Consider the following 24,880-nt stretch of genomic DNA (forward strand, 5'->3'; position numbering starts at 1 on the left):
TCTCGTCGTCAGCATGACGGCGGGAAAAGAGCAGGCACAGGTGCGCAAGACCGATTACTCGATCCAGACCGAATGGATGCTCGCGGTCCGCGACGATCGCGACCGCCGGGCCTTTGCCCAGCTCTTCGATCACTTCGCCCCGCGTCTCAAAGGGGTTGTCGCCCGATCCGGTGCGCCCCCGGCACAGGTCGAGGATATCGTGCAGGATGTCATGCTGACCGTCTGGCGCAAGGCACACCAGTTCGACCCCGAGCGCGCACAGGTCTCAAGCTGGATCTACCAGATCGCGCGCAACCGGCAGATCGACATCCTGCGCCGCGAACGCCGCCCCATCCCCGAAGAAATCGCCCGGCAGGAAGACACCACCCCCGACGCAAGCCAGGTTCTGGCGCTGGAGCAGGAAACCGAGAAGCTCAGACAGGCGCTCAGCCAATTGAAACCGGCACAACGGGAAATGGTTGAAAAGGCCTATCTCGGCGAATTGAGCCATACCGACATCCAGGCCGAAACCGGCCTGCCGCTCGGAACCATCAAATCGCGCATCCGCCTCGGACTCGAGCGGCTGCGCCACGAACTCAAGACCATAGGCACGCCATGACCGGCATCACCCACCACATCCCCGACAACCTCCTGATCGCTTACGCGGCGGGCACCCTGCCCAATCCCTTTGCGCTTGTCGTGGCCGCGCATGTGTCGCTCTGCGACGACTGCCGCGCCCGGCTCGCCGCGCACGAGGCCGCGGGCGGCGCGATCATCGAGCAATCCGCCCCCCAAGAGGTCAGCGCATCCCTGCGCGACCGGGTGCTGGACGCGCTCGATGCGCCCTTCGAGATGCCCGCGCCACAACCGCGCCACGGGGTCTATCCCGGCCCGGTGATGGAGGCGCTCAAGGGCCACCCGCCGAAATGGAAACCCATAGGGATGGGCAACCGGCAATGCATCATCGACCACGGCGCCGAAGGCTCGGTGCGCCTGTTGTGGATCGCGCCCGGACAGGCGGTGCCCGATCACGGGCATAACGGTCTCGAACTGACGCTGGTTTTGCAAGGCGCGTTTGCGGATGAAACCGGGCGCTTCGGCCCCGGTGATCTCGAAGTGGCCGACGCCGATCTCGAACACACGCCGATCGCCGCCGAAGGCGCGCCCTGCATCTGCCTTGCCGCCACCGATGCCGCGTTGAAATTCAACAGCTTCCTGCCGCGCATGCTGCAACCGCTCTTTCGCATCTGATCGTAAAGCCGCTCGGAACGCAGCGTTGCCGCTTGCACCTCCCGCGTTCGGCTGCCACCTTCGGCACCGGATATCACGGGATGCAAGGAGCGACGCAGATGGCACAGAATGGCGCGGATATACTGGCCCGGGTTCTCGCCCGGAACGGTGTCGATACATGCTTTGCCAATCCCGGCACGACGGAAATGCACCTCGTCACGGCCTTCACCCATGACCTCGGCATCACCTGCCACCTGTGCCTGTTCGAAGGCGTCGCCACGGGTGCCGCCGACGGCTATGCCCGCATGGCCCGCAAACCCGCCGCGACGCTTCTGCACCTCGGCCCCGGCCTCGCCAACGGGATCGCCAACCTTCACAACGCGCGCAAGGCCGCCTCGCCGGTCATCAACATCGTCGGCGAACACGCGATCGACCACATCGCCCATGACGCCCCGCTCACCGCCGATATCGAAGGTCTCGCTCGCCCGGTCAGCAAGACGGTGACAACCATCCGCGAGACCGGCCGGATCGACGCCGACGTCACCGACATGCTGCAAGAGATCCAGACCGGCCCCACCGGTGTCGGCACGCTGATCGTGCCCAACGACATCGCCTGGGACACGGCGCAGCAATCGAACCTGCCCCCCGCGAGCGCCCCCGCGCCCACGCCCCCCGATGCCGAAGCCATTGCCGCGGCGGCAAAGGCCCTGCAGGAACCCGGCGCGCTCCTGTTGCTGGGCAGCCCCCATATCACCCGCCGCGCCATCGAACTCGGCAATGCCATCGCCGCGAAAACCGGCGCGAGCCTGCGCGCCGAGGCCGCGACCGCCCGCACCTCCCGTGGCGGCGGACTGCCCGAAATGGCCCGCATTCCGTTCCAGATCGACGCGGCGCTCGAGGCCCTCGCCGACACGCGCCACGCAATCCTCGCCGGGGCGCGCGCGCCGGTGGCCTTCTTCGCCTATCCCGAACGCCCCAGCGCCCTCCTCCCCGAGGGCTGCGCCGTCACGCACCTCTCCCCGCCCGAGGGCGATCTCGAAGCGACGCTGGCGGCACTGGCCGACCATCTCGACGCAAAACCCGTGGCCATGTCGGCCCCCGACATGCCGCCCCTGCCGCGTGGCGCGATTACCCCCGAGGCGCTGGGCGCCGCCGTGGCCAACGCCCTGCCCGAAGCGGCAATCGTGGTGGATGAATCCGTCACCAACGGCCCCTTCCTGCAACCGACCTGCGCGGCCTCGCCCGCGCATGACTGGCTCAACAACCGCGGCGGCTCGATCGGGTACTCGATGCCCGTGGCCGTGGGCGCCGCGGCCGCCTGCCCCGACCGCCCGGTTCTGGCCGTGGTCGGCGACGGCTCGGCGAGCTACACGCCCCAGGCGCTCTGGACCATGGCGCGCGCGGGCATGAACGTGACCGTGGTGATCCTGTCGAACCGGCGCTACCGCATCCTTGCCACCGAGATGTCGCGCATCGGCGCGGGCGAACCCGACGAGCGATCCGACCCGCTGATGAGTCTGGACAATCCCCCCATCGACTGGGTCGCGCAGGCCCGCGCCTATGGCGTGCCGGGCGCAAGCGTCACCGACGCGCAGGATCTGCACAAGGAACTCACCCGCGCCTTCACGGAACCGGGGCCGCACCTGATCGAAGCCCGGATGTAGAGCTCAGGCGACCGGCGGCACAGGCCGCCGAACCGCTCTCACCCGGTCGCGTCAGGCATAGTCCTGTATGTTGCCCAGCAGGATACCGGTCATGTCGACCGCGTGATCACTCGCCATCGCGGCCAGGTCGATTCCGGTCTCGACCGCGGCATCGTGGCGATCAAGCCCCAGCCCGTCCCAATCCGTATCGGCCCCAAAGATCAACCAGCGCGGAACATTCTCGCTTTCAAGCCCGACCGCCGCGCGCAACACGTCAAGCGCGTCAGACGCGGTAACCCGGCCATCCTGGTCAATGTCGGCAGCGACGAAATTCATGGCCGACGCTTCCCCGAAGGACGCCTCCATCCCCAGCGCAAGGCGCAAGACATCAAGCGCGTCAAACGCGGTTATCGCGGGATCGCTGGCCGCGTCATGATCGCGCACGGCGTCGAGACGCCCGGCAATCCCCGACGCCAGCGTGAACCCAAAGGCACCGCCCGCGTCGCTCGACATTGCCGCCTCGGGCCAGCCTTCGGCCCTGAACGTCAGCGCAACACCTTCAAGCGGCCCGCCATCCGGATCGGCAACCACACCGGTCAGCGCGATGTCGATGTCGAGATCGGCCACAGGGACAACGTCGAAAGCGACACCGAAACGCCCCGAAAACTGCAGCAGGTCGATATCCTGAAGCGTGTCGGTGCCGTCATCCGTCACCTCGCCCTCGCGAAGATCGGTGACGATCACCGTGCCCCCGGGGCCGCGCGCGATGTCGTATTCGCCCCGCTGGCCGACAAAAACCGCCATGTCCTGCCCGCCGCCGCCTTGCAACAGATCGTCACCCGCACCACCGACCAGGAAATCGTCCCCCGGCCCGCCGCTCAGCATGTCGTCACCGGCAAACCCGAACAGCGCCGTCGCCGTATCCCCGGCCGCGATCATCTCGGCATCCGGCGTGCCCAGGATGTCGGGGGCATTCATCCGCGCACTGAACCCGTTTTCCATCAGCACGGCTTCCTCGCCGTCCCTGTTCCAGCCTGCGGTGCGGAACAGCTCAAGCCAGCCGGCCTCGCCCATGTCGAAAACCTTGATGGGTCCGCCGGGGAACCGGCTGAAGTGATCCACGTCCTGCGCGCGCAACGTGTCATCCAGCCCGCCAACCGGCTCGCCCTCGGCGTCATGACGCTGCAACAGGCGCCAGGTGTCGCCCGAGCGACCGGTGACCATGAATCCGCCATCCTGCATGGGGTTGATGGTCACTTCCTGGCGCAGGCTCGACAGGGCAAACGACGCCTCGCCCACGACCTGAACCGTTTCGCCCAATGGCGTGCCCTCGGGGTCAAAACGCTGCCACAGCGCCCGGCCACCCTCGCCATCGGGGGCGAAGGGCCAGGCAATGACAAAGCTGCCATCCTGCAAGGACTCGACAGCGGGCACGGCGTAGTCGTGGTTTTCCGCCGTCGCAACGGCGAACGCTTCACCGCGCGCCGTGCCATCCGCGTTGAAGATCTGCGCCGCGACCGTCAATTCCGCACCCTCGGCACCGCCGGGCGTGTTTTCACCCGCAAGCAGGACGACGACATACCCCCCATCGGGCAGGTCGGTGGAGTCGTAGACATAAACACTGTCCGGCACATGCGCCTGGAACGACAACCAGCTCACCCAGGGCGAGATCTGGCTGACGGACGACACCGGATTGGCCGCGGCATCGAAGACCTGCGTGAAATTCGCGCCCGCCCCCGAATATTGCGCCAGCATGCCGGCATGTTCGCCCGAGAACGTCAGCGCCATGCCGCCATCCTCAAGGGCGGTCAGCGTGTTGCTGCCACCCCCCGAATAGGTCGTGATCTCGCGCGTGTCGGTGACCCGCTGGGGCGAGGTTACGAGATGACTGCCGGTCAATACGCCCGCGTCGTCATAGCTGCGCAATTCCAGATTGTCCGAGTCGCCAGGGCGAAACGCCACGGCAAAGCCGCCACCGGCCAGCGCCTCGACCGCGGCCGGCCTGTTGTTGACGGGAAAGCTGGTATCTTCCGACAGAACCTGCGTGCCCGCGAAGGTGCCATCGGGGGCGTAACGATGCGCGATCAGGTGATGCTCATACGCTGCCTCGGGATCGGGCTGAAAGCGATGGACAGAAACGGCAATCACGCTGCCATCGGCCAGTTGGGCAAAGGCCGGTTCGAGGAAAGCACCGTCTTCCCCGTCATGCGGGCGAACAAGGGGCGTCGTGGGGAAAAGCCTGTAGGTCATGAACTGACTCCAAATTTGCGGTGCTGGTCAAATGCGCGCATGCATAATCGACCATTCGCCAATCTACAGATGGCCCCGGATAAGTCCTTGACCTGCATCAACCCCGCATGTCGGCCGGGCCCGCACGTGAGCGGGGTCGACATCGCACGCCCCGTTAACCTAACGAAAGGTTAACCGCCGCCGTTTTGCCCGGCAGCCGGGGAGCAGCCGGGCGACAGCCGGATGTCACCCCCCTGAATTCGGCCCCAGACGGGCGTTAACCATGGCGGACGGTGCGCGCCGGATCACCGGGCGGTGGCGTCCACATGACCTGCGACGCACCACGCGCACGGAACCCAGCGCCCGCAAGGTGGGGCCGGATATAGCCCCGAGCGTCACCGGGCATGGGATGTGCGCCTGTCACGGATCGTGGCAGGGCATGACCCTGATTTCGAAGGGGCAAGGCGACACGCCGGCGCCGAGCTCGCACCTGCCGGCCTCGGCCATTGCGATGACGTCATCGTGCAAGTAGCGGATAGTGCCGCTGATCACTCACTGGCCCGGGACCACGTTGCAGGCCGAGCCCACACTGAAGGCCGTGATCGACAGAACCAGCGGTTTCAACAGCGGGGCGTTGCGGGTCGCTTCGAAGCCCAGTTCCGGGGGGCAGGTCGGGATGGATCTCGCTGAATTCGTTGGCGAAAGAGCCGATCCGGGGCATGACGCTCATGCGGTCGGGTCCGTCGTTGCGGGGCGACGGTTCGGCCACCTACCCTACCTTGTCGAGCGCCGAGGCGCCCGTGATTTCGCGTTCCCTGACGTGGCAGGCCAGCCGGTGCCCCGGCGAGACCTCGATGGGGGCTGGCCGGATCGCGTCGCAGCCTTCCTCGCGGAGTGGACAGCGGGCGACGAAGGGGCAGCCGGCGGGCATCTCCATCGGGTTCGGCACGTCCCCCTGCAGCGGTCGCCCGGTCTTGGCACGTTCGGCCAGCGGGTCGGGGACCGGCACGGCGCTCAGCAACGCCTCGGTATAGGGATGCAGCGGACGGGCGAAGAGGGCGTCGGTCGGCGCTTCCTCGACCACTGTGCCGAGATACATCACCGCGATCCGGTCCGCGATGTGACGGACCACGCTCAGGTCATGACTGATGAAGAGGTAGGAGAGACCAAGATCGCGCTGCAACCGCAAGAGCAGGTTCAGAACCTGGCTCTGGATCGACACGTCGAGGGCCGACACCGCCTCGTCGCAGATCACCACGCGCGGCTCCAGCGCCAGGGCGCGGGCGATCACCACACGCTGCCGCTGGCCGCCGGAAAGCTCGTTCGGATAGCGGTCGCGCTGGCCGGAGCGCAGACCAACGAGCTCCATCAGTTCGTCTACCCGCGCCCGGCGTTCGGCCTTGCCGACACCGTGGATCGCCAGCGGCTCGGCGATGGACTGGCCGATGGTGCGCTTGGGATCGAGCGCCGAGACCGGGTCCTGGAACACAACCTGAAGGTCGCGCCAGAGCGCTTGCCGTGCCTTGCCTGTCAGAGCCGAGACATTCGTGCCATCAAAGAGGATCTCACCCTCGGTTACCGGGGCGAGGCCGAGGATCGCGTTGCCGGTGGTGGACTTGCCGCATCCGGACTCACCCACGATGCCAAGCGTCTCACCCTCGTCGAGCGTGAAGTCGATGCCGTCGACGGCTCGGACCACCGGGGTCTTGCCAAACAGTTTGCCGGTCGCAACGGGAAAATGGACCTTCAGACCCCGGACGGAAAGAAGCGGTTCGCTCATGCCAGGCCCTCCACCTTGTCGGAATGCCAGCAGGCGGTGACGTGATCGGTCCCTTCGCCGACCGCTTCCAGCGGCGGGCGGGTGGCACAGGCGTCCGAGGCCAGCGGGCAGCGGGTGCGAAAGCGGCAGCCTTCGGGCCAGGCAGAAACATCGGGGACCATACCGCTGATCGAGAAGAGTTCAACCTTGCGCGGGCCGTCCATGCGCGGGATCGTCGCGAGCAGGAGCTTGGTGTAGGGGTGCCGGGGCGCCGCGAAGAGCTCATGCACCTCGGCCTGCTCGACAATCCGCCCGCCGTACATCACGCAGACCCGGTCTGCGACCGAGGCGACGACGCCCATGTCGTGGGTGATGATCAGGACCGAGGTGTCGGTCTCGTCCCGCAAGCGCCGCATCAGGTGCAGGATCTGCGCCTGGATCGTCACGTCGAGCGCGGTGGTCGGTTCGTCCGCGATAAGCAGACGTGGTTCCGCGATCAGGGCCGAGGCGATCATCACCCGCTGGCACATGCCACCGGACAACTCCGACGGCAGTTGTCGGGCCCGCTGCTCGGGCGCGGGAATGCCAACGTCGCGCAGCATCTCCACCGCGCGATCCCAGGCTTCGTCACTGGTTGCGCGGCCATGCACGATCAGGCTCTCGGCCACCTGAGCACCGACACTCAGAAGCGGGTTGAGCGAGGCGATAGGTTCCTGGAAGATCATCGACAGGGACGTGCCGCGCAGCTTCTGCATCGCTGCATCGTTTCCGAGTTCCAGCGCCTGCCCCTCGAGCGTCGCGGTGCCACCGGTCTGGTGAACCGAGCCCGAGAGCAGGCCCATGATCGACAGCGCGGTCAGGCTCTTGCCCGAGCCACTTTCGCCGACGAGGGCCACTATCTCGCCCCGGCCGATGGAGAAATCGACGCCATCCACGACGGAGTGTTCGCCTACCCCGATGCTGAGATCGCGGATCTCGAGCGTTTGTGCCTCAGCCATGGCGCTCCCCTTCGGCAACACAGGCGGTCCATGGGTTCACCGGGTGCGCCATGCCGGAATTCAGCCGGTCCCTTCGCGTGACGGCAGAAGGTATGGCGAAGAGCACCGGGTGCAAGGAGTTCGCCCGGATCTCGACCGGGTAGGACCGGCTGACCGCCGCCGCCACGTCTGGCGCCGCAGCCTGGTCGACGACGATGGTGGGGCCCGATCCGTCGATGCGCGGGGCGTGGAACGCCTCCTCAAGCGACATGCCGCGGTCGAGCACGTAGCTGATCAGCTGGGCGATGCAAGGAAAGATCTGCCGTCCACCCGCTGCCCCGATCGCCATCGCCGGAGCGCCGTCGCGGCTGAGGATTGCGGGGCTCATGTTGGCCAGAGGCCGGGCGGCGGGGGCGATGCCGTTAGGGACGCCTTCCCGCGGGTCGAACCACATCATGCCGTTGTTCATCAGGATGCCGGTGCCGGGCAGAGTGACCTTCGACCCAAAGCGCGACAGAAGTGTGTTGGTCAGCGCCACCATGTTGCCCTGTGCGTCCACGACCGAGACATGGCTGGTGCAGTCGCCATGCGCACCGGCATGGCCCATGGTCTTCAACCGGTCCTCGTAGGTGGTGCGGATGGCATTGGCATAGACCGCCGCCGCCTCGGCCTCGGAGGCGGCAAGTTTCAGCCCGGCTTCGATGCGCGAAAGTGTCTCAAGCAGGCTCGGCCCACCGCCGAGGCCCGGCACGACCGAAACATCCATGTCACGGTATTGCCCGGTCCGGGCGTCGGCCCAGCGGGGCTGGAAGCTGGCAAGATCCTCGGCGTCGATCACCGAGCCGCCGTCCTGCAGGTCAGCGATGAGGCTTTGCGCCACCTCGCCCTCGTAGAAGTCCCGCGCGCCCGCGGTGGCCAGCCGCCGCAGCATCGCGGCCTTGGCCGTCATCGGCAGATAATCCACCTGCTTGCCGTTCGGCACCCGGCGCGGGCGGCCGTTATCGAGGAAGAGCTTCGCCGACTCCGGGAACCGCGCCAGCCCCTGCGCATCGACAGCGAGGCAGAGCGACGTGAACCAATCGATCCGCATCCCGCGCTCGGCGATCTCGATAGCGGGGGCGAGCGCGTCGGCCCAGGACAACGTGCCGTGCTTTTCAAGAGCCGCGGCAAGGCCCGCGACGGCGCCGGGAACGCAGATCGAGGAATAGCCGATCAGGTTGCGATCATCCTCGACCGAGGGCCAGTCGAACCAGTCGCCATCACGCCCGCCAGCCAGCGGGTATTGCGAGCGATCCATGTTGCGGCTGGCGCGGACGTTGAAATCGAGCGTGTCGATGGTGCCGCCGTCGCCCGGCGCCCAGAGCATGAGCCCGCCGCCGCCAACCCCGCTGAGCCAGGGCTCGACCACCGAAAGCACCAGTGCGGCGACGACGGCGGCATCCATAGCGTTGCCGCCCGCCCCCAGCACCTTCGCGCCCGCCTCGGCGGCTTCGAAATGCTGGGTGGCGATCAGCCCGCGCGGGCTTTCGACCTGTTTCTTACTAACCGTCCAGGTCTCTTCGACGCGGTCGGTCACGTCCTGATCCATGCCGGGTGCTCCAACAGGGTTGCGGGGATGTGAGAGGTGATCTGGTTCCGGTCCATCGCGTGAGCCGCGTGATGCGCAGCGATCTCGGCCACCGTCGCGACCCAGACGTCGCCCTTGTCGAGCACCCGCTCCAGCAGCGTCTCAAGCATAACGGGGCGCGCGCCACGGCCCGAGATCCAGTCGTGCACTGTCAGCATGAAGAGCGACCCGAAGCGATGGCTCGCCTCGAATTCCTCGGTCCACATGCCAAGGATCTCGGCGGTGCTGCGCGGAGCCGGATCTCCGCCACCGAGGAACTTGAAGAAGATTGCGTCGTCGGTGCCCCAGTTGACCGGCACCTCGACCACGCCATCCACGGTATGCGGCGTGTCGAGGCCCATGAGCGAGCTGTCGTAAAAGCCGTGGCGCTTCACCTCGGCCAGCATGTGCGGCGTCATTTCCCACGCGGGGGAGCGGAAGCCCTTGGGCTTCTCGCCGATCTGCTTCTGGAAGATTTCGAGGGACGACTCTAGCACGCGGGAGAATTCCTCGTCCGAGACTTGGGCCACCAGCTCGTGGAAATACCCGTGCAGGCCGACCTCGTGACCGGCCTCGACAAGCGCGGGCAGCATCCACGGATGCGCCTCGGCCACGGCGCCCGGGACATAGAAGCTGCCCTTCACTCCGAGGTTTTTCAGAATGTCGGCGATCCGCTGGATACCGACGCGCGGGCCGAAGTTGCGCTGTTCGAGATGCGACAGAAGCTGCGGCACCTCGTGGCGGTTGTTCCACATCCATGGCGAATGCGCGTCCACGTCCATCGTGAAACAGAAGGCCGAGGTCTTGCCCTCGGGCCAGGGATAGGGGGCGGGGAGATCGAGAGTGCTCATAGTGGGGCCTTCTTGTCTTGGTAGATGTCCATCGAACCGATCGAGTTGCCGCCGTCCACGGTCAGCGTTGCGCCGGTGACATAACTGGCGGCCTCGCTCGCGAGGTACATCGCGGCGGGCACCACGTCGTCGGGCGAGGACGCACGACCGAGCGGCATGGAGGCGGTCACGCGCTTCACGTGCTCCTCGGGCAACGGGCTGGCGGTCGATCCGGCGGCAAAGCCCGGTTCCAGCGCGTTCACCCGGATGCCGTAGCGCGACAGCTCCAGCCCGTAGCCCTTGGTCAGCCGGTCCAGCGCGGTTTTCGACAAACTGTAGGGCGCGGCGGTCAAACGCATCTTGCGCGCGGCACCCGAGGAAATGTTGATGACGCTGCCCTTGCGTCCGGCCCGGATCATCTGGGTGGCGATGCCACGGGTCATGAGGTGCACGGCGCGCAGGTTGATGTCGAGGATGCGGTCCCATTCCTCGGCGTCCGTATCCAGCAGAAAGCCCGAGGGATAGACGCCAGCATTGTTGATGAGCACGTCCGCCGCGCCCCAGCGCTGGCCCACCTCGGCCACCAGCGCGTCGATCGCACCGGCGTCGCGCAAGTCGCAGGCGAAGCCGAAGCTGCCTCCGGCCCCGACCTCGGTCGCCAAGGCGTCAAGCGCCGACTGGTCCATGTCGGTCAGGCAGAGCTTCGCGCCCGCCTTGCCGAAGCCTTCCGCCAACCATCGTCCGACCACTCCGAGCGCGCCCGTGACGATCACGTGTTTGTCTTCAAATTCAGTTCCGAAATCCATGACTTACCTTGACTTAGGGTTGAGGTAGGCGCTGAGTCGGTCACCGATCAGGTTCACCGACAGCACGAGGAGGAAGAGGCAGAGCCCCGGGAAGGTCGCGATCCACCATGCGCTCGACACGTAGTTGCGCCCGACACTCAGCATCGCGCCCCAACTGGCCGTGGGGGGCTGTACGCCGAGCCCGAGGAACGACAGCCCGGCCTCGAAGAGGACCATCAGGCCGAATTCCAGCGTCGCCACCACCGCGAGCGGCGCGATGATATTGGGCAGGATGTGCAGGAAGAGCACCCGGACCGGCCCCGCGCCCATGGCCTTCGCCAGACGAACATAGGGCTGGTTCGAGATCGCGAGGGTCTGACCATAGGCGACACGGGCGTAGCGCGGCCAGCGTGTCAAGGCGAGCACCAGGACCACGTTCACGAAGCCTGGCCCCAGCACCGCGACCATGATGATGGCCAGCAGGATGGCCGGGATCGACAGGAAGATGTCGACAAAGCGCATCACCACGACCTCGACCCAGCCACCGCGATAGCCGGCGAGCATGCCCAGCGTGATGCCGACGCAGCCCGACAGGATCACCGACAGGAAGGCGACCGAGAGCGAGACCCGCGCGCCATAGATCACCCGGCTCAGCAGGTCGCGGCCGAGCTCGTCCGAGCCCAGCACGTAATATACGTCCCGCGCCAGCGTCCCCGGTGGCTTCAACCGGCCCAGCAGGTTCTGGGTGTTGGGATCGTAGGGCGCGATCAGCGGCGCGAAGATCGCGACGACGACCATGGTGGCGAGGATAGTGACGAAGACGCCCGCGGGGACGCCGCCGCCCGCCTGCGGCCAGAACATGCGGCGCCATGTGGCGGCAACGGCGGTCATGCTCGGCCTCCCTTGCGGATGCGCGGATCGACCACGCTGTAGAGGATGTCCGCCAGCAGGTTCACGCTGATCGTGACGAAGGCGCCCAGCAGGACAATGCCCTGCACCACGACAAAGTCGCGCGACTGCACGGATTGCACGGTCAACTGGCCGAGGCCGGGCCATGCAAAGACGGTTTCGACGATCACCGCACCTGCGAGGAGCTGTGAGATCTCGAGTGCGCTGATCGAGATCACCGGAATCAGCGAATTGCGGATCAGGTGCTTGCCGACCAGACGCCCGGTGCCGACACCGCGCGCGCGGGCCGAGCGGACGTAATCCTTGGACATTTCGTCAAGGATCGAGCTGCGGGCGATACGCGCGTAGGTTGCCATCGACAGCAGGCCGAGGGCGATCGAAGGCATGATCAGATGCGCGAAACTTCCCGAACCCGAGGGTGGCAGCCAGCCCAGCCAGACGCCGAAGATCATGATCATCAGGATGCCGCTCCAGAAGGTCGGCAGGCTCTGCGCGCCCAGCACCATCCCCATCAGCACATTGGTGACGGGATGCTTGCGCCAGATCGCCATGGCGAGACCCACGGGCAGGCCGACGACGAAGGCGACGAAGAGCGCGCCGGCAGCCAGTTGCAGCGTATAGGGCAGCCGCGAGGCGATGATCTCGGTGACGGGAATGTTCTGGACATAGGAGGTTCCGAAATCGAACCGCAGCATATCCCAGAGGTAGCTCACGTATTGCAGGACCAACGGCTGATCAAGGCCGAGCGACCGGCGCATGGCCTCGATATCCGCCTGTGTCGCGGTCTCGGGGACCAACAGGTAGGTGGGATCCCCGGTCAGGCGCTGGATAAAGAACACCAGCGTCATCACGCCGAAGATCGCCACGAACGCCTGACCCAGTCTTTGGAGTAGGAAGACCGACATGGGCCGCTTATTCGTTCCAGCTCATGCGGTTCAGGAACAGGCTCTCGTTCGCCGTCGGCGTCCATTCGAGCTTGTCCGACGCACCGTAGAGCGCCACCGCCTGGTAGAGCGGCAGGATGTAGGCGTTGTCATGCACGATCTTCTGCACTTCCGTGTAGGCCGCCATGCGGGCTTCCTCGTCGAGCGAGGTGCGCCCCTGTTCCAGCAGGCCGTCAAGCTCCGCATCGCTCACCCGGCTCCAACTGGAGGAGGAATGCAGGAGCGGGAACTGGACACCGTCGACATCCTGGCACGCGCAGGACCAGCGACCGAAGCTGAGATACGGGCGTTCCGTCTTCTCGGGCGCGCGGGCCAGCTGCAGGTAGGTGCTCATATCGGTCATCGAGATCTCGACGTCGAAGCCCGCTTCGGTAAGCATCTGCTGGATCGCCTGCACGATGCGCTGGTCGAACACCGGCGAGGTGGCGAACTGCATCGGGATGTCGCCGGCACCGGTCTCCTCGACGATGCGCTTGGCTTTTTCGAGATCGTAGGGGGTCGCCTCGACACCCTCGACGTAACCAAAATGCGAGGAGGTCGCCATCTGATCGACGACGATCTCACCCCCGGCAAGGATGCCCTGCACGATGCCCTCGCGGTCGATCGCCATGGTGGCAGCCTCGCGTACCTGCGGATCGTCGAGCGGCGGACGCGTGGTGTTCATGCCCATGAAGGCCACCCGCTCCGTCGGTGCCGTCAGGACCTGCACGCCAGACTGACCTTCGAGTTGGCGGATGATGTCGCTGTCAATCGACACGATCAGGTCCGCCGTGCCTGCGCGCAGGTTGGCCACGCGGGTGGAGGCGTCCGGCACCGCGACGAAGGATGCGGTCTCGAACGGGCCGACATCGCCCCAGTAATCGTCGTTCCGCGTCAGCGTCACGTCGACGCCGCGTTTCCAGCTGGCGAGTTTGTAGGGGCCCGAGCCGACAGGTGCGGCGTTGAATGTCTCGTCCCCAATCTCCTCGACGACGTGCTTGGGAACCACAGACAGCTTCACCAGCTGTGCCAGCAGCACCGGGTAGGCACCGTCGGTGGTCAGCGTGACCTCGTTCTCGCCGGTCACTTCCGCGCCGGTGATCTGGTTGAACTGACCCAGCTGTGGCGAGCCGAAATCGGGGTCCGTGATCCGTTCGACGGAATAGACCACGTCTTCGGGCGTGAGCGGCGTGCCATCGTGGAAGGTGACGTCGTCGCGGATGTTCAGCACCATCTCGGTGTCCGAGACCTGGTTCCACTCGGTCGCGATCTGCGGGACGATCTCACCCGTGTCGTCACGGGTGACAACGTTGTCGAAGATGTTGCGGTAGACGTAATAGCTGTCGGGGTTCCACTGCTGGTGCGGGTCCAGCGTCGACGGCTCGTTCACCAGGTTGACGGTGATGTCCTGCGCCATGACGGCCGGGGCGGACAACAGGGCTGCGGCGATGACGATACCGCGGATGCTCGTGTGGATCATGGTTCGATCCTTCCTTGAGAATTGAGGAATGCGGGGCCGCGCCTGTTGCGCGGCCCCACGGCTGGTCATTCGGCCCAACTCATGCGGTTGAGGAAGAGGCTCTCGTTGGATGTAGGCTGCCATTCGAGATTGTCCGCCGCACCGTAGATGATCGCGGCCTGGTAGAGCGGCAGGATGTCCGCATCCTCAAGCGCCATGCGGTTGATCTGGGCGTAAAGCTCGGCACGCCTGGTCTCGTCCAGTTCGCTGCGGGCCTCGTCGAGCAGGGCGTCGATCTCAGGATCGTTCACCCGGCTCCAGTTCGACGAAGAATGCAGCAGCGGATACATGATCCCGTCCGGATCCTGGCAGGCGCAGGACCAGCGCGAAAAGGTCAGCATCGGCGCCTGTTCCGGGGTGGTCTGCTGATCCTTCAGCCAGGTGGCCATGTCGGTCGTGTTGATCGCGACGTTCAGGCCGACATCGGTCAGCATCTGCTGGATCGCCTGCACGACGCGCTGATCGAAGACCGGCGAGGTGGCAAGGCCCAACTCCATGTCGGGCGCGACGTTCAGCCCGGCGATCAACTCGCGCGCCTTTTCGGGCTCATAGGCATAGCCCTTGATCCCGTCGGCCCAGCCGAAATGGGCGGGCGACAGCATCTGATCGACGATCTGCGGGTAGCCACCTAGCAGGCCCTCGACGATGGCCTCTCGGTCGATGGCATGGCCGATCGCCTTGCGCAGGTCAGGCTGATCGAGCGGCGGCCGGGCGCTGTTCATCGCGAAATAGGCAACGCGTTCGGTGTTGACGGTCAGCACCTTGCCCTTGCCGCCACTTTCGACCTGCTGCGCGAGGTCGGTGTTCAGCGTTACGACAAGATCGGCGGCACCGGCCTGCAGATCGGCCACGCGGGTCGCCGCATCCGGCACTCCGCGGAAGACGACGGACTCGAACGGACCCTTGTCGCCCCAGTAGTCCTCGTTCCTGGTCACGGTCACGGACACGCCGCGGTCCCAGCTTTCGAAGACATAGGGGCCCGAACCGACCGGGGCCTCGTTGAACTCGGCCGACGTCATGGTCGAAGCAATGTGCTTGGGCACGATGGACAGCTTCACCAGCTGTGCCAGCAGCGCCGGATAGGCGCCGTCGGTGGTCAACGTGACCTCGTTCTCGCCGGTGGCCTCGGCCTTGATGATCTTGTTGAACTGCCCCAGCTGCGGCGAGCCAAAATCGGGGTTCGTGATCCGGTCGACGGAATAGACCACGTCTTCGGGCGTGAGCAGCGTGCCATCGTGGAACATGACGTCGTCGCGGATGGTGAAGACGGTATCGGTATCGCTGGTCCGCTCCCACTTCGTCGCGATCTGCGATACGATCTGGCCCGCGTCATCGCGTGTGACCATGTTGTCGAAGATATTGCGGTAGACGTAGTAGCTGTCTGGGTTCCATTGCTGGTGCGGGTCGAGCGACGAGGGCTCGTTCACCAGATCGACGGTCAGCAGATCCTTTGCGATGGCCGGGGTCAGCGCGAACATCGCGACCCCAAGGGACAGGGCAATCGGCAGCGCGAAGCGCGCCACTCTCTTCGTGGTATTCATGACGAGACTCCATTGTTGGACTTGATCCCGGGCTCGCCTGTGATCTTTGTCCCGGGTGTTGCGCCTCCGTCCGGCCTTGGCTGACCGTTGTTGGATGAGGCGTCGTGGGCGTCGAGAGGGACGCCAAGCTCGGTGCGGTCCCGCATGAGGCCCGCAAAGGCGTACTCCTGAAAAGTGGTAATGTCGGACATCCGGAGCGCGACGATCCGCGCGCCGTCCCCGGCCGCCACAGCCTGCGTCAGCGCCCGCGCCTGGCAGGCGGCAAAGGGCGGCAATGCGGGCGTTTCGAGGAACCGCATGATGCGTTCGGAATGATCCCAGAGCCCGACGAGGAAATGGGCCATCAGCCGGTTCCCGACGGCGTTCGACAGAATATCGAGCAGCTCGCGTTCATAGCCGCGCCGCGTCGTGAGGCTGGCAGAATCCCGCTGACCTTCGAGCACCTCGATCATCTCGGCCAGCTCTTCCATGCGGCTCAGCGCAACGGCGTCGGGGCGCGCCTCGGCAAGGCAGGGTTCGACCTGCCGCCGCGCCGCGATCACGTCGCCGATCAGGGCACCGGTGACCGGCAGCACCTTCCAGCCGGACCGCCGGATGGGATGCACGAGACCCATGGCCGACAGCCGGGCCAGCGCGACGCGAACCGCCGCGCGACCAAGCCCGAATCTCTCGGAAATCTGCGCCTCGGTCGCAATCGACCCGGGCAGGAGCTCGCAGGACTGAACGGCCACCTTCAGCCGGTCCTCGGCAAAGCTGGTCTTCTGCACCGGCTGAAGCGGGTCGGTCTTGCCAATGAAAGGCGATGCCGGATCGAACACGTGACTCTCCTCTACCTATTTTGAAGATGCTAAACTCAAGTTATGAAGATCGTCAAACAGTAAAACTGACATCTTTTATACCTTTGGCCCAAGAATCCTCGCGACCAGCACGGAAATGCTCAGACTTTCATCAACAGGCGGCAGGAGTCATCGGTGCAGCTCGCTTTCTCGAAACCGCCCGTGCCGGTTCTTGGAAAACGTCGACTGATCCGGCACACGGTCATTCAGATCGAGACGGCAGAACCACCGATAGGCTAGGTTCAGATGCACCTCCTCGCACAGGCGACGCAGCGACCGGATGCCAAAGCAACAGGCGACCAGCAGCATTCGGATCAGCAGTTCGTGATCGACCGAGGGAGGGCCAGTATGGCTTTAGAAACCGGCAAGATGGGCGCGAATGCCGCTCAAGTCGACAAACCGATCAATCGACCGCAACAGGTGGCCTTGGGGGACATGATCCTCGAGCGAAAACTCGTAGAACAAAGCCGCCTGCGCTTCCTGCCTCGGTCCCATCATCGCCATTCCACCCGCCCGATGTCTGAATTGAATCAGCGAAACACGCTTCAATCGAGCACGAGTTTTGCAACAAAATACGCCCAAAATACCGAATGTTGCGGGGGCTCGGATTGGCCGGGATGAGTTTGGAGGTTATTGTCGCTGTTCAGGTAAACAGGTAAATGTGACCGGGTCTTTCCGGCTCCGGTCCACGGATAGCGAAAAGACATCCGGGCGGGCGTAGTGTCCCGAGGCGTCGAATTTGCGCCGGGAGGCTCGGGCGGCGGCCACGTCGATCTCGGTCACAAGCAAGCCCTTTTCCTTGTGCATCGGCCCAGCGGCAATGCCGCCAAAAGGTTTGTAGACCACCGCATCGCCTGGATTGACCCATTCGCCCTTGTTGGGAAACAGCGTTTCATGGTGGGGGATATCCTCCGGAATATCCGAGACCTCCAGGCTCGTCGCGCAACCGATCACCCAGGACCCGCTTTCCCGCGCGATATGCTGCATCGAGGCCAGCCATGTCTCACCGCTGTCCCATGTCGGGGCGACATAGATATCCATATTCTGGGCATAAAGCGCGTAGCGTGCCAGCGGCATGTAGCTTTCCCAACAGATAAGCGCCCCGATCCGCCCTACTGCCGTATCGACCACTTTCAACCCGGATGCATCGCCGAATCCCCAGATCATGCGTTCCGGGTTGGTCGGCATCAGTTTGCGGTGATTGTTGGCAATCCGGCCATCTGCATCGATGATGATGCAGGAATTGTAGATCGTTGATCCGGACACCGCGCCATCCAGCTCCTGGTAACCCGCTACTATCACCATGTCGTTTTCGACCGCGGCTTCCTGCAGAGGCTTCATGCCCCCGCGGCTCAGGTCGATGCAATTGGCCTGCAGCACGGCGAATAGCGCGTCGGTTTTGCCCATGTCGGCGCCAGGTGACAGGCGCCAGCCGAAGGTCGGGTATCCGGGGAACCACGCTTCGGGGAAAACCAGAAGCTTCGCGCCCTCGCTGGCGGCCTTTTCGACCAGGCCAATGGCCCGATCCATGCTGGCGGTGAGGTTCAAGTAGACGGGAGGTTCCTGTACAACAGCGATCTTCATGTCTGACATCCTTCCTGTTCAGTTCCGGCCCGAGACGACGACCATCTCGCATGGCCCGACAAAGCCTTGTTCTGTTTCGAACGCGGCAAGGGCCATGCCGATCTCGGCCCAGACATCTTCCTGCGCGTCGGCAGATAACCCGCCCAGCATCTGGTGCAGCGCGCCAAAGCTCTCGCGCTCAAACCGCAGGCAATCGGCAGCCGTGGGCAGATATACCGGGGCGTCCATCACGCGTTCTTCGATATCGGAAAACCCCGCGGTCTCCAGCACCCCCGCCAGAACCCCGGGCGCGCCAAGGCTGAAGGGCCCCGGCTGGCCCGGAAGCGGCGGCGGCAGCTTGGCACGCTCGCGGATGATCGAAACAGGGGTTGAAAAGAACCCGTTCCGATCCGGCGTCGAATAGACCACGGCGGCAAACCGTCCGCTGGGTTTCAACGCCTTGCGAATGCTGGCCAGTGCGGCCTGCTGATCGGGGAAATAGATCAGCCCAACGCGCGAGATCGCCGCATCGAAGGAGGCAGCTGGCACATCAAGCGCCTCTCCATCGGCCACTTGCGTATCCAGATTGGTATACCCTCGCCCCCGTGCGTTCTCCGCTGCGAACTCAAGGATGTTCGAAGAGATGTCCGTGGCCAGTACTCGGCCCGACGGCCCCACCCGCTCGGCGGCCAGAAGCGATTGGTCCCCGGCGCCTGCCGCCACGTCCAGCACGTGGGAGCCTTCGACCACTCCAGCCATCTCCAGCATGACATCGGTCGTCGGACCAAGCCAACTGCGCAAAAGGCCGCCCCAGTCATTCCAAGCCTTGGCCGCGTGCTGCCACTGTGCGCAAGTGGTTGTCTTATAGGCGATCGGATCAAACGCAGTCATCGGTGTGTCCTCCTTTGGTCTCATCTGCCAACGCTGCAACATCGCCGCAAATAAAGTCCCAACGGTTTTCCAACGGTTTTCCGCTTTTTTGAGCTATGATTAGGGAAACGCCGCGCGAAAGGCCCCATCCTTGCCCAATCCCAGCCAGCCGGATCGCTTTCTCGTCCATGGTCATGTCGTGACCCCGGACACCAACGAGATCGCCCGCGATGGAACGGTCGCGCGAATCGAGCCGAAATCGATGGAAACGCTGGTGCATCTTTGCGCCCATGCCGGCGAGTTGGTGTCACGCGACGACCTGCAGCAAGCGATCTGGGGCGATGTAGTTGTCGGCGACGACAGCCTGACCAATGCGATCATCAAGATCCGCAAGGCTTTTGGAGACGATGCGCGAAACCCGCAAGTGATCGAAACCATTCCGAAACGCGGATACCGCCTGATCGCGGCGGTAGAGCATGAAAGGCAAAGACCCCTGTCAGCTACACCACGGAACCGGCAACCGGCATTGCTCGTTCTGTTTCTGGCCGTAATTGCGATGGCCGGTAGCCTATTCCTTTTCAGTAGCCAGCAACCTTCGACAGCAGCGCAGAATCCGGTGACACAATCCGCGCTGGCCGACACCCGAACGCGCATCCTGGTCGCGCCATTCCGGAACCTCAGCGGTGATCCAGCGCAGGACTACCTGGTGCGCGGCGTGGAAGAGACCCTGCTGACCGGCTTGGCCCAATTCCCACGAATTGCGGCAATGCAGGGGCAGGCTTCACCACCCGCAGATTACCGGCTTGAAGGCAGCGTATATCGCAACGGTAGACGCATTCGGGTCGAGGCGCGGTTGCTCGAAGTGGCGACGGGTATCATCCTGTCGACAGAACGACATGAGGGTGACTTTTCCGATCTGATAGCGATCGAAGCCGAGATCGAGGTTACCATTCTGTCCGCCCTTGCGAACGATATCGAAATCGCCAACCGGACCAGCGCGTCACGCGGATACACCCATTCGGTCGACGCCTATGACTTGTTCCTTCGCGCACGCTCTGCTCTTTTGCCGCGCGACCAATCCGGCAACGCCCGCGCCCGCGAGTTGTACACACAGGCAATCGAACGGGACCCCCGTTTCGCGCGCGCCTATGCCGGTTTGGCCCTGACCCATGCCGCCGATTATCGTAATGGTTGGGTGGAGAATAGGCAGGACTCCCTGAATATGGCCCTGAAAACGGCACAGATCGCGCTTGGGATTGAACCCAACATGCCAGAGCAACTATGGGTCATCGGCTATGTCCAAACCCAGTTGCGCGAACACGCCAAGGCCGAAGCAGCGTTGAAAGACGCCCTGGAGCTTGATCCGTTCTATGCCGATGCCTACGCTTTGATGGCGGGGGTCAAGACATATGCAGGGCAACCAGAAGCCTCCATCCCGTTGCTGCGCGAAGCGATGCGCCTCAACCCCCAAGCCGGGTATCTTTATTTCCTGCTGCTCGGGCGGGCTTACTATTTCTTGGGGGATTGTGAGCAGGCGAATATCAACCTGCATGAGGCGGCTGTCCGTAACCTCGCGAATGTGGAAACACGCCTCTACATAGCCGCCTGCATGGTCGAAGCCGACGACTTGGATGGCGCCCGGTGGGAGGTGGAGGAAATCCTGAACTTGGCGCCGTCATTTAGTGTTGAATCCTTTTTCAACTCGTACCCTATGGCCGATCCCGATCAGACCGAGACGCTGACACACGATCTGAAAATGGCTGGAGCCACCTGAACGGGCTTCTTCCTGAAAGCGGTGATGTGGGCTGAAAAGGCTGGTTCGCGCCCGTCCTGCAGAAACCGCCTGTCGCAACATGCCGACACCAGCCATTCGATCCAGAATGAAGAGCGGCAGCTCCGGCCCGTCTGTCGCCATCCGATCATCGGAAATGCCGCAAGATGCGCAAACGGCAGGAATGCGAAAGCTGCATTGTGCGTAACTTGTCCCGGCCAATAGCCGCAAAGGGCCAATCACGTCTCGAAGGCCCATCACGGTTTGCAACTTCGGAGCGTCAGGTGTCCTTGCGCAACCGGACGCCTGCGCCGCCCCCATTCTCCGCTATTAGCTCTACCCTGGCGGATTCGAGGGCGGCGCGGAGCGCAACGATGGTGCGCGGATAGGGGGAACTCTGTCCCATTTCAAAGCCCGCAATGCTGCGCGCCGTCGAGCAGATGGCCGAGGCTGCAAGACTGCCCAATCTCCCCGAAGCTCAAAGCCTGTTTGTTCTGATTACGGCCACGCAAAGCAAGTTGATCGAGGCTGACGACGCTCACGCTATTGAGGGGGTGGTGCGCAGAGGCACGACAGGCGAGATGACGCCCGGGTGTCTGACGTCAGCCGATCAACGTGGATCGGGCGGAATTCCCCCGGTTTTCTTGTGACTGCGCAAATTGATTACAAATCCGGCGACAAAGGCAAAGCAGTAGGGCAAGGCATGACTGCCGACACCCATAAATTGTTGTTTTATTTGGCTTACTGGTGCCCCCACACGGACTCGAACCGCGGACCTACTGATTACAAATCAGTTGCTCTACCAGCTGAGCTATAGGGGCGCCGGTGAGGGCATACGAAATGCAACGCAGCCACGCAAGCCGGAAAATCATCTGTTCGCCCGCGCCAACAACCCCACCGCAACCAACCCTACCCCAATGATCAAAACCGCCGCCGGAGCTGCATTGCCAAGGTTTTCAAGGCTCGCTTCGTTGTGGACCCGCGTGGCGAGGGTGTCAAAGTTGAACGGTCGCAACAAAAGCGTTGCTGGCAGTTCCTTCACGCAATCCACGAAGACCAGCAAGAGCGCCGAACCCACCGATCCACGGATGAGCGGGTAATAGATCTCATGCAACGTCTGCCCCTGTGACCGCCCAAGCGATCGCGCCGCCATGGGCAAACTCGGCGATACCCGTCCCATTGCCGCATCGGCCGCCCCTTGCGCGATCGCGAAGAACCGCACCGAATAGGCAAGGACCAGGGCAAAAGCCGATCCGGTCATGATAAGCCCGATATCATATCCGGTCAGGTTTTCCACCATGTCGGCCAGCCAGTTGTCTATCGTGGCCAGGGGTATGAGAATTCCCACCGCAAGTACCGCGCCGGGCGCGGCGTACCCGATGGTTGTCACCGGCAATAGCTTCCGAGGCAGGCTCCGCCCCGACAAACGCACGCCATAAACAAGAAACACACCGGCCAGAACCGTCACAACGGCGGCCGTTCCACCGACGGTCAACGTATTGATCAATGCGCTGAACAAGGCCGGGTTGGCCCATTGATCTGCGTTGGCCAGCGCATGTTTCAGGATGACGGCAGCAGGAAGAATAAACCCGATAGCAAATGGAAACAGGCACAACAGGAACGCCACGGCGGCGGCCCATCCTGTCACCCGCTTGCGCTCGACCGGGCGGTGCCGGGTCGAAAGATCGAAAAACTTGACCTTTCGGCGCGAAAGTCTTTCCAGCATCACCAGCAAAATGACGATCGCAAGAACCACCGAGGCAATCTGCGCCGCCCCGCCGGCATTGTTGCTCTCGAGCCAGACGTTGAAAATACCGGCGGTCAGGGTTTGGACGGCAAAGAAATCGACCGTGCCGAAATCATTCACCGTCTCCATCATCACGATTGCCACACCCGCCGCAATCGCCGGGCGCGCCAAGGGCAGGCCAACGCGCCAGAACCGCGCCAACGCCCCGGCCCCGAGGCTCATCGCCACCTCTTCGGAACTGCCCGACTGCTCCCGAAAGGCGGCCCGCGAAAGCAAATAAACATATGGGTAAAGCGAGGCGCTCAACACGATAATCGCCGCCCCCATCGACCGGATCTCGGGAAACCAGTAATCCCGCGCCGTCTGCCAACCGAACATCGCCCGCAAGCCGGTCTGAACCGGCCCCGCATATTCCAGAAGGTCGACAAGCGCATAGGCCCCGACATAGGCAGGGATCGCCAAGGGCAACAATAACAACCATTCAAGCCAGCGCGACATTGGAAAGCTGTAACGAGAAATGATCCACGCCGCACCGGTTCCCACAACCGCGGTGACAGCGCCGACCGCGCTCATCAATACAAGCGTGTTCCTGAGGTAGCGCGGCAATGTCGTGGCCAACAGATGTGGCCAGATATTATCAACTGGAAACAACGCGATCCACAACACCGCGGCAATCGGCGCCAACACGATGATTGCAATGACCATCGCCCCGACAGACCACGGATCCACCAGATCGCGCCAAGCACGCCTATCATTCTTGAGAAGAGTCTCGAGGCTCATCCTTGCCCTGTTGCCTGATTTCGGTTCTATGGTCCAGAAAAGACCTTATACAGCGACAAAACAGCGTGGGGAATAGAGGCTGCAACCTTGCCAACGGGGCATGTACAGCCCGGATAGTGCCCCAACCATGAACACACGAGGCGACAAATGCAGATCATGTTTCACGCCGGAGTTCACTGCACCGACGATGACCGCGTGTTGAAATGCCTGTTGCGCAACCGAAGTGAATTTTCGGAAATCGGGTCGATCGTGCCACCACCCGGGCGCTATCGAAAATTGCTCCACCAAACCCTTGTTGCCTTGTCCCAGTCCGAGCCCGCGCCAAACGCGCGTGAAATTCTGCTGGAAACGATTCTCGACGACGACCAGGCCGACAGGCTGCTTCTGTCCAACGAAAACCTTTTCTGCATTGGCAAGCTCGCTGTTTCAAACGGTGTCCTCTATCCCAAGGCGGGGATGCGGATCAGGCAACTGAAATCCCTCTTTCGCGGGGATCAGATCGAAGTTTTTATCGCCATCCGAAATCCGGCGACTTTCTTCCCCGCGCTCTTCAACGCCACACCTGTGGACGATTACAACGCGTTGATGCGCGACAACGACCCGCACGATCTGGCTTGGTCGGAACTGATCTGGCGAATTCGCAATGAACACCCGGACGTGCCCCTGACCGTCTGGTGCAACGAGGACAGCCCCTTGATCTGGGCACAGATCATTCGCGAGATGGCCGGGTTGAACCCGGGCGCCAAGATCAAGGGCGGCTTCGACCTTCTGTCCGAGATCATGACACGCGACGGGATGAAACGCTTTCGCGCCTATCTGGCCGAGCATCCCGCAATGACCGAGATCCAGAAGCGTCGCGTGATGGTCGCATTTCTCGACAAGTTCGCGCGCGAGGACATGATCGAAGAAGAGCTTGATCTGCCCGGCTGGACCGATGACCTCGTGGATACTCTGAGTGAAGCCTATGATGAGGATGTGTATGAAATCGCACGCATCCCCGGGGTGAATTTCATCGCCCCCTGAACCCGGTCGGCACGCACTGCGCCTCACCGCATCCCGAGTGCTTCCTTATACATATCCAAGACCGCCTCTTCCTCCGCGATGTCATCGGCATCCCGCTTGCGCAGCGCGATCACCTTGCGCATGACCTTGGTGTCATAGCCACGTGCCTTGGCTTCCGCCATGACCTCTTTCTGTTGATCGGCTATGTCCTTTTTCTCGGCTTCCAGCCTCTCAAAGCGCTCGATGAACTGCCTCAATTCATTGGCCGTCACACGATATGTCGAATCTTGGTCACTTTGCACATTGTCACTATCGGTCATGCTCGGGCCTCCTTCGGTTGAGAGCGCACTGACTACCCCTCTCCCCTCACCCCCGCAAGAG

The 24,880-nt window shown here is 63.6% G+C and carries 22 protein-coding genes, 1 tRNA gene and 1 pseudogene; 6 read left to right on the top strand and 18 right to left on the bottom strand.

Annotated elements, in window-relative coordinates; genetic code table 11:
- The first annotated feature begins 13 nt into the window (after positions 1-13).
- From FLO80_RS03770 to FLO80_RS03780, 3 genes are all read left to right on the top strand, one after another.
- The gene (locus FLO80_RS03770) at positions 14-598 is read left to right on the top strand and encodes a sigma-70 family RNA polymerase sigma factor (protein ID WP_246156568.1); all 585 of its coding nucleotides are present in this window, start codon (positions 14-16) and stop codon (positions 596-598) included.
- A complete protein-coding gene (locus tag FLO80_RS03775; protein ID WP_111363745.1) occupies positions 595-1,230 on the top strand; it encodes a ChrR family anti-sigma-E factor in 636 nt (211 codons plus the stop codon). The genes FLO80_RS03770 and FLO80_RS03775 overlap by 4 nt, the downstream gene beginning before the upstream one ends.
- A gap of 98 nt (positions 1,231-1,328) precedes the next feature.
- Positions 1,329-2,873 (top strand): acetolactate synthase large subunit, encoded by a 1,545-nt coding sequence (locus tag FLO80_RS03780; protein WP_111363743.1) that lies wholly within the window; start codon positions 1,329-1,331, stop codon positions 2,871-2,873.
- Between the two features lie 51 nt (positions 2,874-2,924).
- On the opposite strand, the gene FLO80_RS23145 is transcribed toward FLO80_RS03780, so the two are convergent.
- The 15 genes and pseudogenes from FLO80_RS23145 to FLO80_RS03860 all read right to left on the bottom strand — a co-directional run bounded on the left by FLO80_RS23145 (position 2,925) and on the right by FLO80_RS03860 (position 19,395).
- Positions 2,925-5,102, bottom strand: coding sequence for a hypothetical protein (locus tag FLO80_RS23145; protein WP_111363740.1), 2,178 nt, complete (start codon positions 5,100-5,102; stop codon positions 2,925-2,927).
- 748 nt (positions 5,103-5,850) lie between these two features.
- Positions 5,851-6,861, bottom strand: a complete 1,011-nt coding sequence (locus FLO80_RS03795) for an ABC transporter ATP-binding protein (protein ID WP_111363735.1) — start codon at positions 6,859-6,861, stop codon at positions 5,851-5,853.
- Positions 6,858-7,838 (bottom strand): ABC transporter ATP-binding protein, encoded by a 981-nt coding sequence (locus FLO80_RS03800; RefSeq protein ID WP_111363733.1) that lies wholly within the window; start codon positions 7,836-7,838, stop codon positions 6,858-6,860. The genes FLO80_RS03795 and FLO80_RS03800 overlap by 4 nt, the downstream gene beginning before the upstream one ends.
- Positions 7,831-9,405: a gamma-glutamyltransferase gene (locus FLO80_RS03805; protein WP_111363731.1), complete on the bottom strand. Its 1,575-nt coding sequence runs from the start codon at positions 9,403-9,405 to the stop codon at positions 7,831-7,833. The genes FLO80_RS03800 and FLO80_RS03805 overlap by 8 nt, the downstream gene beginning before the upstream one ends.
- Positions 9,390-10,274, bottom strand: a complete 885-nt coding sequence (locus FLO80_RS03810) for a polysaccharide deacetylase family protein (RefSeq protein ID WP_111363729.1) — start codon at positions 10,272-10,274, stop codon at positions 9,390-9,392. The genes FLO80_RS03805 and FLO80_RS03810 overlap by 16 nt, the downstream gene beginning before the upstream one ends.
- The gene (locus FLO80_RS03815; protein WP_111363727.1) at positions 10,271-11,059 is read right to left on the bottom strand and encodes an SDR family NAD(P)-dependent oxidoreductase; all 789 of its coding nucleotides are present in this window, start codon (positions 11,057-11,059) and stop codon (positions 10,271-10,273) included. Before FLO80_RS03815 ends, FLO80_RS03810 begins: the two co-directional genes overlap by 4 nt.
- Before the next feature lie 3 nt (positions 11,060-11,062).
- Positions 11,063-11,929 (bottom strand): ABC transporter permease, encoded by an 867-nt coding sequence (locus FLO80_RS03820; RefSeq protein WP_246156549.1) that lies wholly within the window; start codon positions 11,927-11,929, stop codon positions 11,063-11,065.
- Positions 11,926-12,852: an ABC transporter permease gene (locus FLO80_RS03825; RefSeq protein WP_111363725.1), complete on the bottom strand. Its 927-nt coding sequence runs from the start codon at positions 12,850-12,852 to the stop codon at positions 11,926-11,928. The genes FLO80_RS03820 and FLO80_RS03825 overlap by 4 nt, the downstream gene beginning before the upstream one ends.
- 7 nt (positions 12,853-12,859) lie before the next feature.
- On the bottom strand, positions 12,860-14,350 hold the full coding sequence (locus FLO80_RS03830) for an ABC transporter substrate-binding protein (protein WP_111363723.1): 1,491 nt from the start codon (positions 14,348-14,350) through the stop codon (positions 12,860-12,862).
- Positions 14,351-14,415: 65 nt separating this feature from the next.
- The gene (locus FLO80_RS03835) at positions 14,416-15,930 is read right to left on the bottom strand and encodes an ABC transporter substrate-binding protein (protein WP_188078209.1); all 1,515 of its coding nucleotides are present in this window, start codon (positions 15,928-15,930) and stop codon (positions 14,416-14,418) included.
- The gene (locus FLO80_RS03840) at positions 15,927-16,748 is read right to left on the bottom strand and encodes a GntR family transcriptional regulator (RefSeq protein ID WP_111363721.1); all 822 of its coding nucleotides are present in this window, start codon (positions 16,746-16,748) and stop codon (positions 15,927-15,929) included. Before FLO80_RS03840 ends, FLO80_RS03835 begins: the two co-directional genes overlap by 4 nt.
- 150 nt (positions 16,749-16,898) lie before the next feature.
- Positions 16,899-17,264 (bottom strand): annotated as a pseudogene (locus FLO80_RS03845) (transposase); the annotation flags it as partial.
- Between the two features lie 132 nt (positions 17,265-17,396).
- Entirely contained in the window at positions 17,397-18,350 is a 954-nt protein-coding gene (locus FLO80_RS03850; protein ID WP_111363719.1) for a carbon-nitrogen hydrolase family protein, read from the bottom strand.
- 18 nt (positions 18,351-18,368) lie between these two features.
- Positions 18,369-19,220: a class I SAM-dependent methyltransferase gene (locus FLO80_RS03855; RefSeq protein WP_111363717.1), complete on the bottom strand. Its 852-nt coding sequence runs from the start codon at positions 19,218-19,220 to the stop codon at positions 18,369-18,371.
- The gene (locus FLO80_RS03860; RefSeq protein WP_146611015.1) at positions 19,207-19,395 is read right to left on the bottom strand and encodes a hypothetical protein; all 189 of its coding nucleotides are present in this window, start codon (positions 19,393-19,395) and stop codon (positions 19,207-19,209) included. Before FLO80_RS03860 ends, FLO80_RS03855 begins: the two co-directional genes overlap by 14 nt.
- 3 nt (positions 19,396-19,398) lie before the next feature.
- On the opposite strand from FLO80_RS03860, the gene FLO80_RS03865 reads away from it, so the two are divergent.
- Both FLO80_RS03865 and FLO80_RS03870 read left to right on the top strand, forming a co-directional pair.
- Positions 19,399-20,973: a winged helix-turn-helix domain-containing protein gene (locus tag FLO80_RS03865; RefSeq protein WP_146611014.1), complete on the top strand. Its 1,575-nt coding sequence runs from the start codon at positions 19,399-19,401 to the stop codon at positions 20,971-20,973.
- Between the two features lie 416 nt (positions 20,974-21,389).
- On the top strand, positions 21,390-21,620 hold the full coding sequence (locus FLO80_RS03870; RefSeq protein WP_111363713.1) for a hypothetical protein: 231 nt from the start codon (positions 21,390-21,392) through the stop codon (positions 21,618-21,620).
- Positions 21,621-21,715: 95 nt separating this feature from the next.
- Here FLO80_RS03870 and FLO80_RS03875 read toward each other — a convergent pair.
- Both FLO80_RS03875 and FLO80_RS03880 read right to left on the bottom strand, forming a co-directional pair.
- A tRNA-Thr gene (locus FLO80_RS03875) sits at positions 21,716-21,791 on the bottom strand.
- 47 nt (positions 21,792-21,838) lie between these two features.
- Positions 21,839-23,422: an ABC transporter permease gene (locus tag FLO80_RS03880; protein WP_246156550.1), complete on the bottom strand. Its 1,584-nt coding sequence runs from the start codon at positions 23,420-23,422 to the stop codon at positions 21,839-21,841.
- 375 nt (positions 23,423-23,797) lie between these two features.
- On the opposite strand from FLO80_RS03880, the gene FLO80_RS03885 reads away from it, so the two are divergent.
- Complete coding sequence (locus FLO80_RS03885; protein WP_342781704.1) at positions 23,798-24,520, top strand: hypothetical protein; 723 nt, start codon at positions 23,798-23,800, stop codon at positions 24,518-24,520.
- Between the two features lie 23 nt (positions 24,521-24,543).
- On the opposite strand, the gene FLO80_RS03890 is transcribed toward FLO80_RS03885, so the two are convergent.
- Positions 24,544-24,819 (bottom strand): DUF2312 domain-containing protein, encoded by a 276-nt coding sequence (locus FLO80_RS03890; protein WP_111363707.1) that lies wholly within the window; start codon positions 24,817-24,819, stop codon positions 24,544-24,546.
- Positions 24,820-24,880 lie beyond the last annotated feature (61 nt).

Origin of the sequence: Aquicoccus porphyridii, assembly GCF_008369105.1 — a bacterium.
GTDB classification, from domain to species: domain Bacteria; phylum Pseudomonadota; class Alphaproteobacteria; order Rhodobacterales; family Rhodobacteraceae; genus Aquicoccus; species Aquicoccus porphyridii.

Coding starts and splice junctions, on each gene's coding strand:
- FLO80_RS03770 (WP_246156568.1), top strand. CDS start 14: ATGACGGCGGGAAAAGAGCAGGCACAGGTGCGCAAGACCGATTACTCG.
- FLO80_RS03775 (WP_111363745.1), top strand. CDS start 595: ATGACCGGCATCACCCACCACATCCCCGACAACCTCCTGATCGCTTAC.
- FLO80_RS03780 (WP_111363743.1), top strand. CDS start 1,329: ATGGCACAGAATGGCGCGGATATACTGGCCCGGGTTCTCGCCCGGAAC.
- FLO80_RS23145 (WP_111363740.1), bottom strand. CDS start 5,102: ATGACCTACAGGCTTTTCCCCACGACGCCCCTTGTTCGCCCGCATGAC.
- FLO80_RS03795 (WP_111363735.1), bottom strand. CDS start 6,861: ATGAGCGAACCGCTTCTTTCCGTCCGGGGTCTGAAGGTCCATTTTCCC.
- FLO80_RS03800 (WP_111363733.1), bottom strand. CDS start 7,838: ATGGCTGAGGCACAAACGCTCGAGATCCGCGATCTCAGCATCGGGGTA.
- FLO80_RS03805 (WP_111363731.1), bottom strand. CDS start 9,405: ATGGATCAGGACGTGACCGACCGCGTCGAAGAGACCTGGACGGTTAGT.
- FLO80_RS03810 (WP_111363729.1), bottom strand. CDS start 10,274: ATGAGCACTCTCGATCTCCCCGCCCCCTATCCCTGGCCCGAGGGCAAG.
- FLO80_RS03815 (WP_111363727.1), bottom strand. CDS start 11,059: ATGGATTTCGGAACTGAATTTGAAGACAAACACGTGATCGTCACGGGC.
- FLO80_RS03820 (WP_246156549.1), bottom strand. CDS start 11,929: ATGACCGCCGTTGCCGCCACATGGCGCCGCATGTTCTGGCCGCAGGCG.
- FLO80_RS03825 (WP_111363725.1), bottom strand. CDS start 12,852: ATGTCGGTCTTCCTACTCCAAAGACTGGGTCAGGCGTTCGTGGCGATC.
- FLO80_RS03830 (WP_111363723.1), bottom strand. CDS start 14,350: ATGATCCACACGAGCATCCGCGGTATCGTCATCGCCGCAGCCCTGTTG.
- FLO80_RS03835 (WP_188078209.1), bottom strand. CDS start 15,930: ATGAATACCACGAAGAGAGTGGCGCGCTTCGCGCTGCCGATTGCCCTG.
- FLO80_RS03850 (WP_111363719.1), bottom strand. CDS start 18,350: ATGAAGATCGCTGTTGTACAGGAACCTCCCGTCTACTTGAACCTCACC.
- FLO80_RS03855 (WP_111363717.1), bottom strand. CDS start 19,220: ATGACTGCGTTTGATCCGATCGCCTATAAGACAACCACTTGCGCACAG.
- FLO80_RS03860 (WP_146611015.1), bottom strand. CDS start 19,395: ATGACCATGGACGAGAAAGCGATCCGGCTGGCTGGGATTGGGCAAGGA.
- FLO80_RS03870 (WP_111363713.1), top strand. CDS start 21,390: ATGCTGCGCGCCGTCGAGCAGATGGCCGAGGCTGCAAGACTGCCCAAT.
- FLO80_RS03880 (WP_246156550.1), bottom strand. CDS start 23,422: ATGGTCATTGCAATCATCGTGTTGGCGCCGATTGCCGCGGTGTTGTGG.
- FLO80_RS03890 (WP_111363707.1), bottom strand. CDS start 24,819: ATGACCGATAGTGACAATGTGCAAAGTGACCAAGATTCGACATATCGT.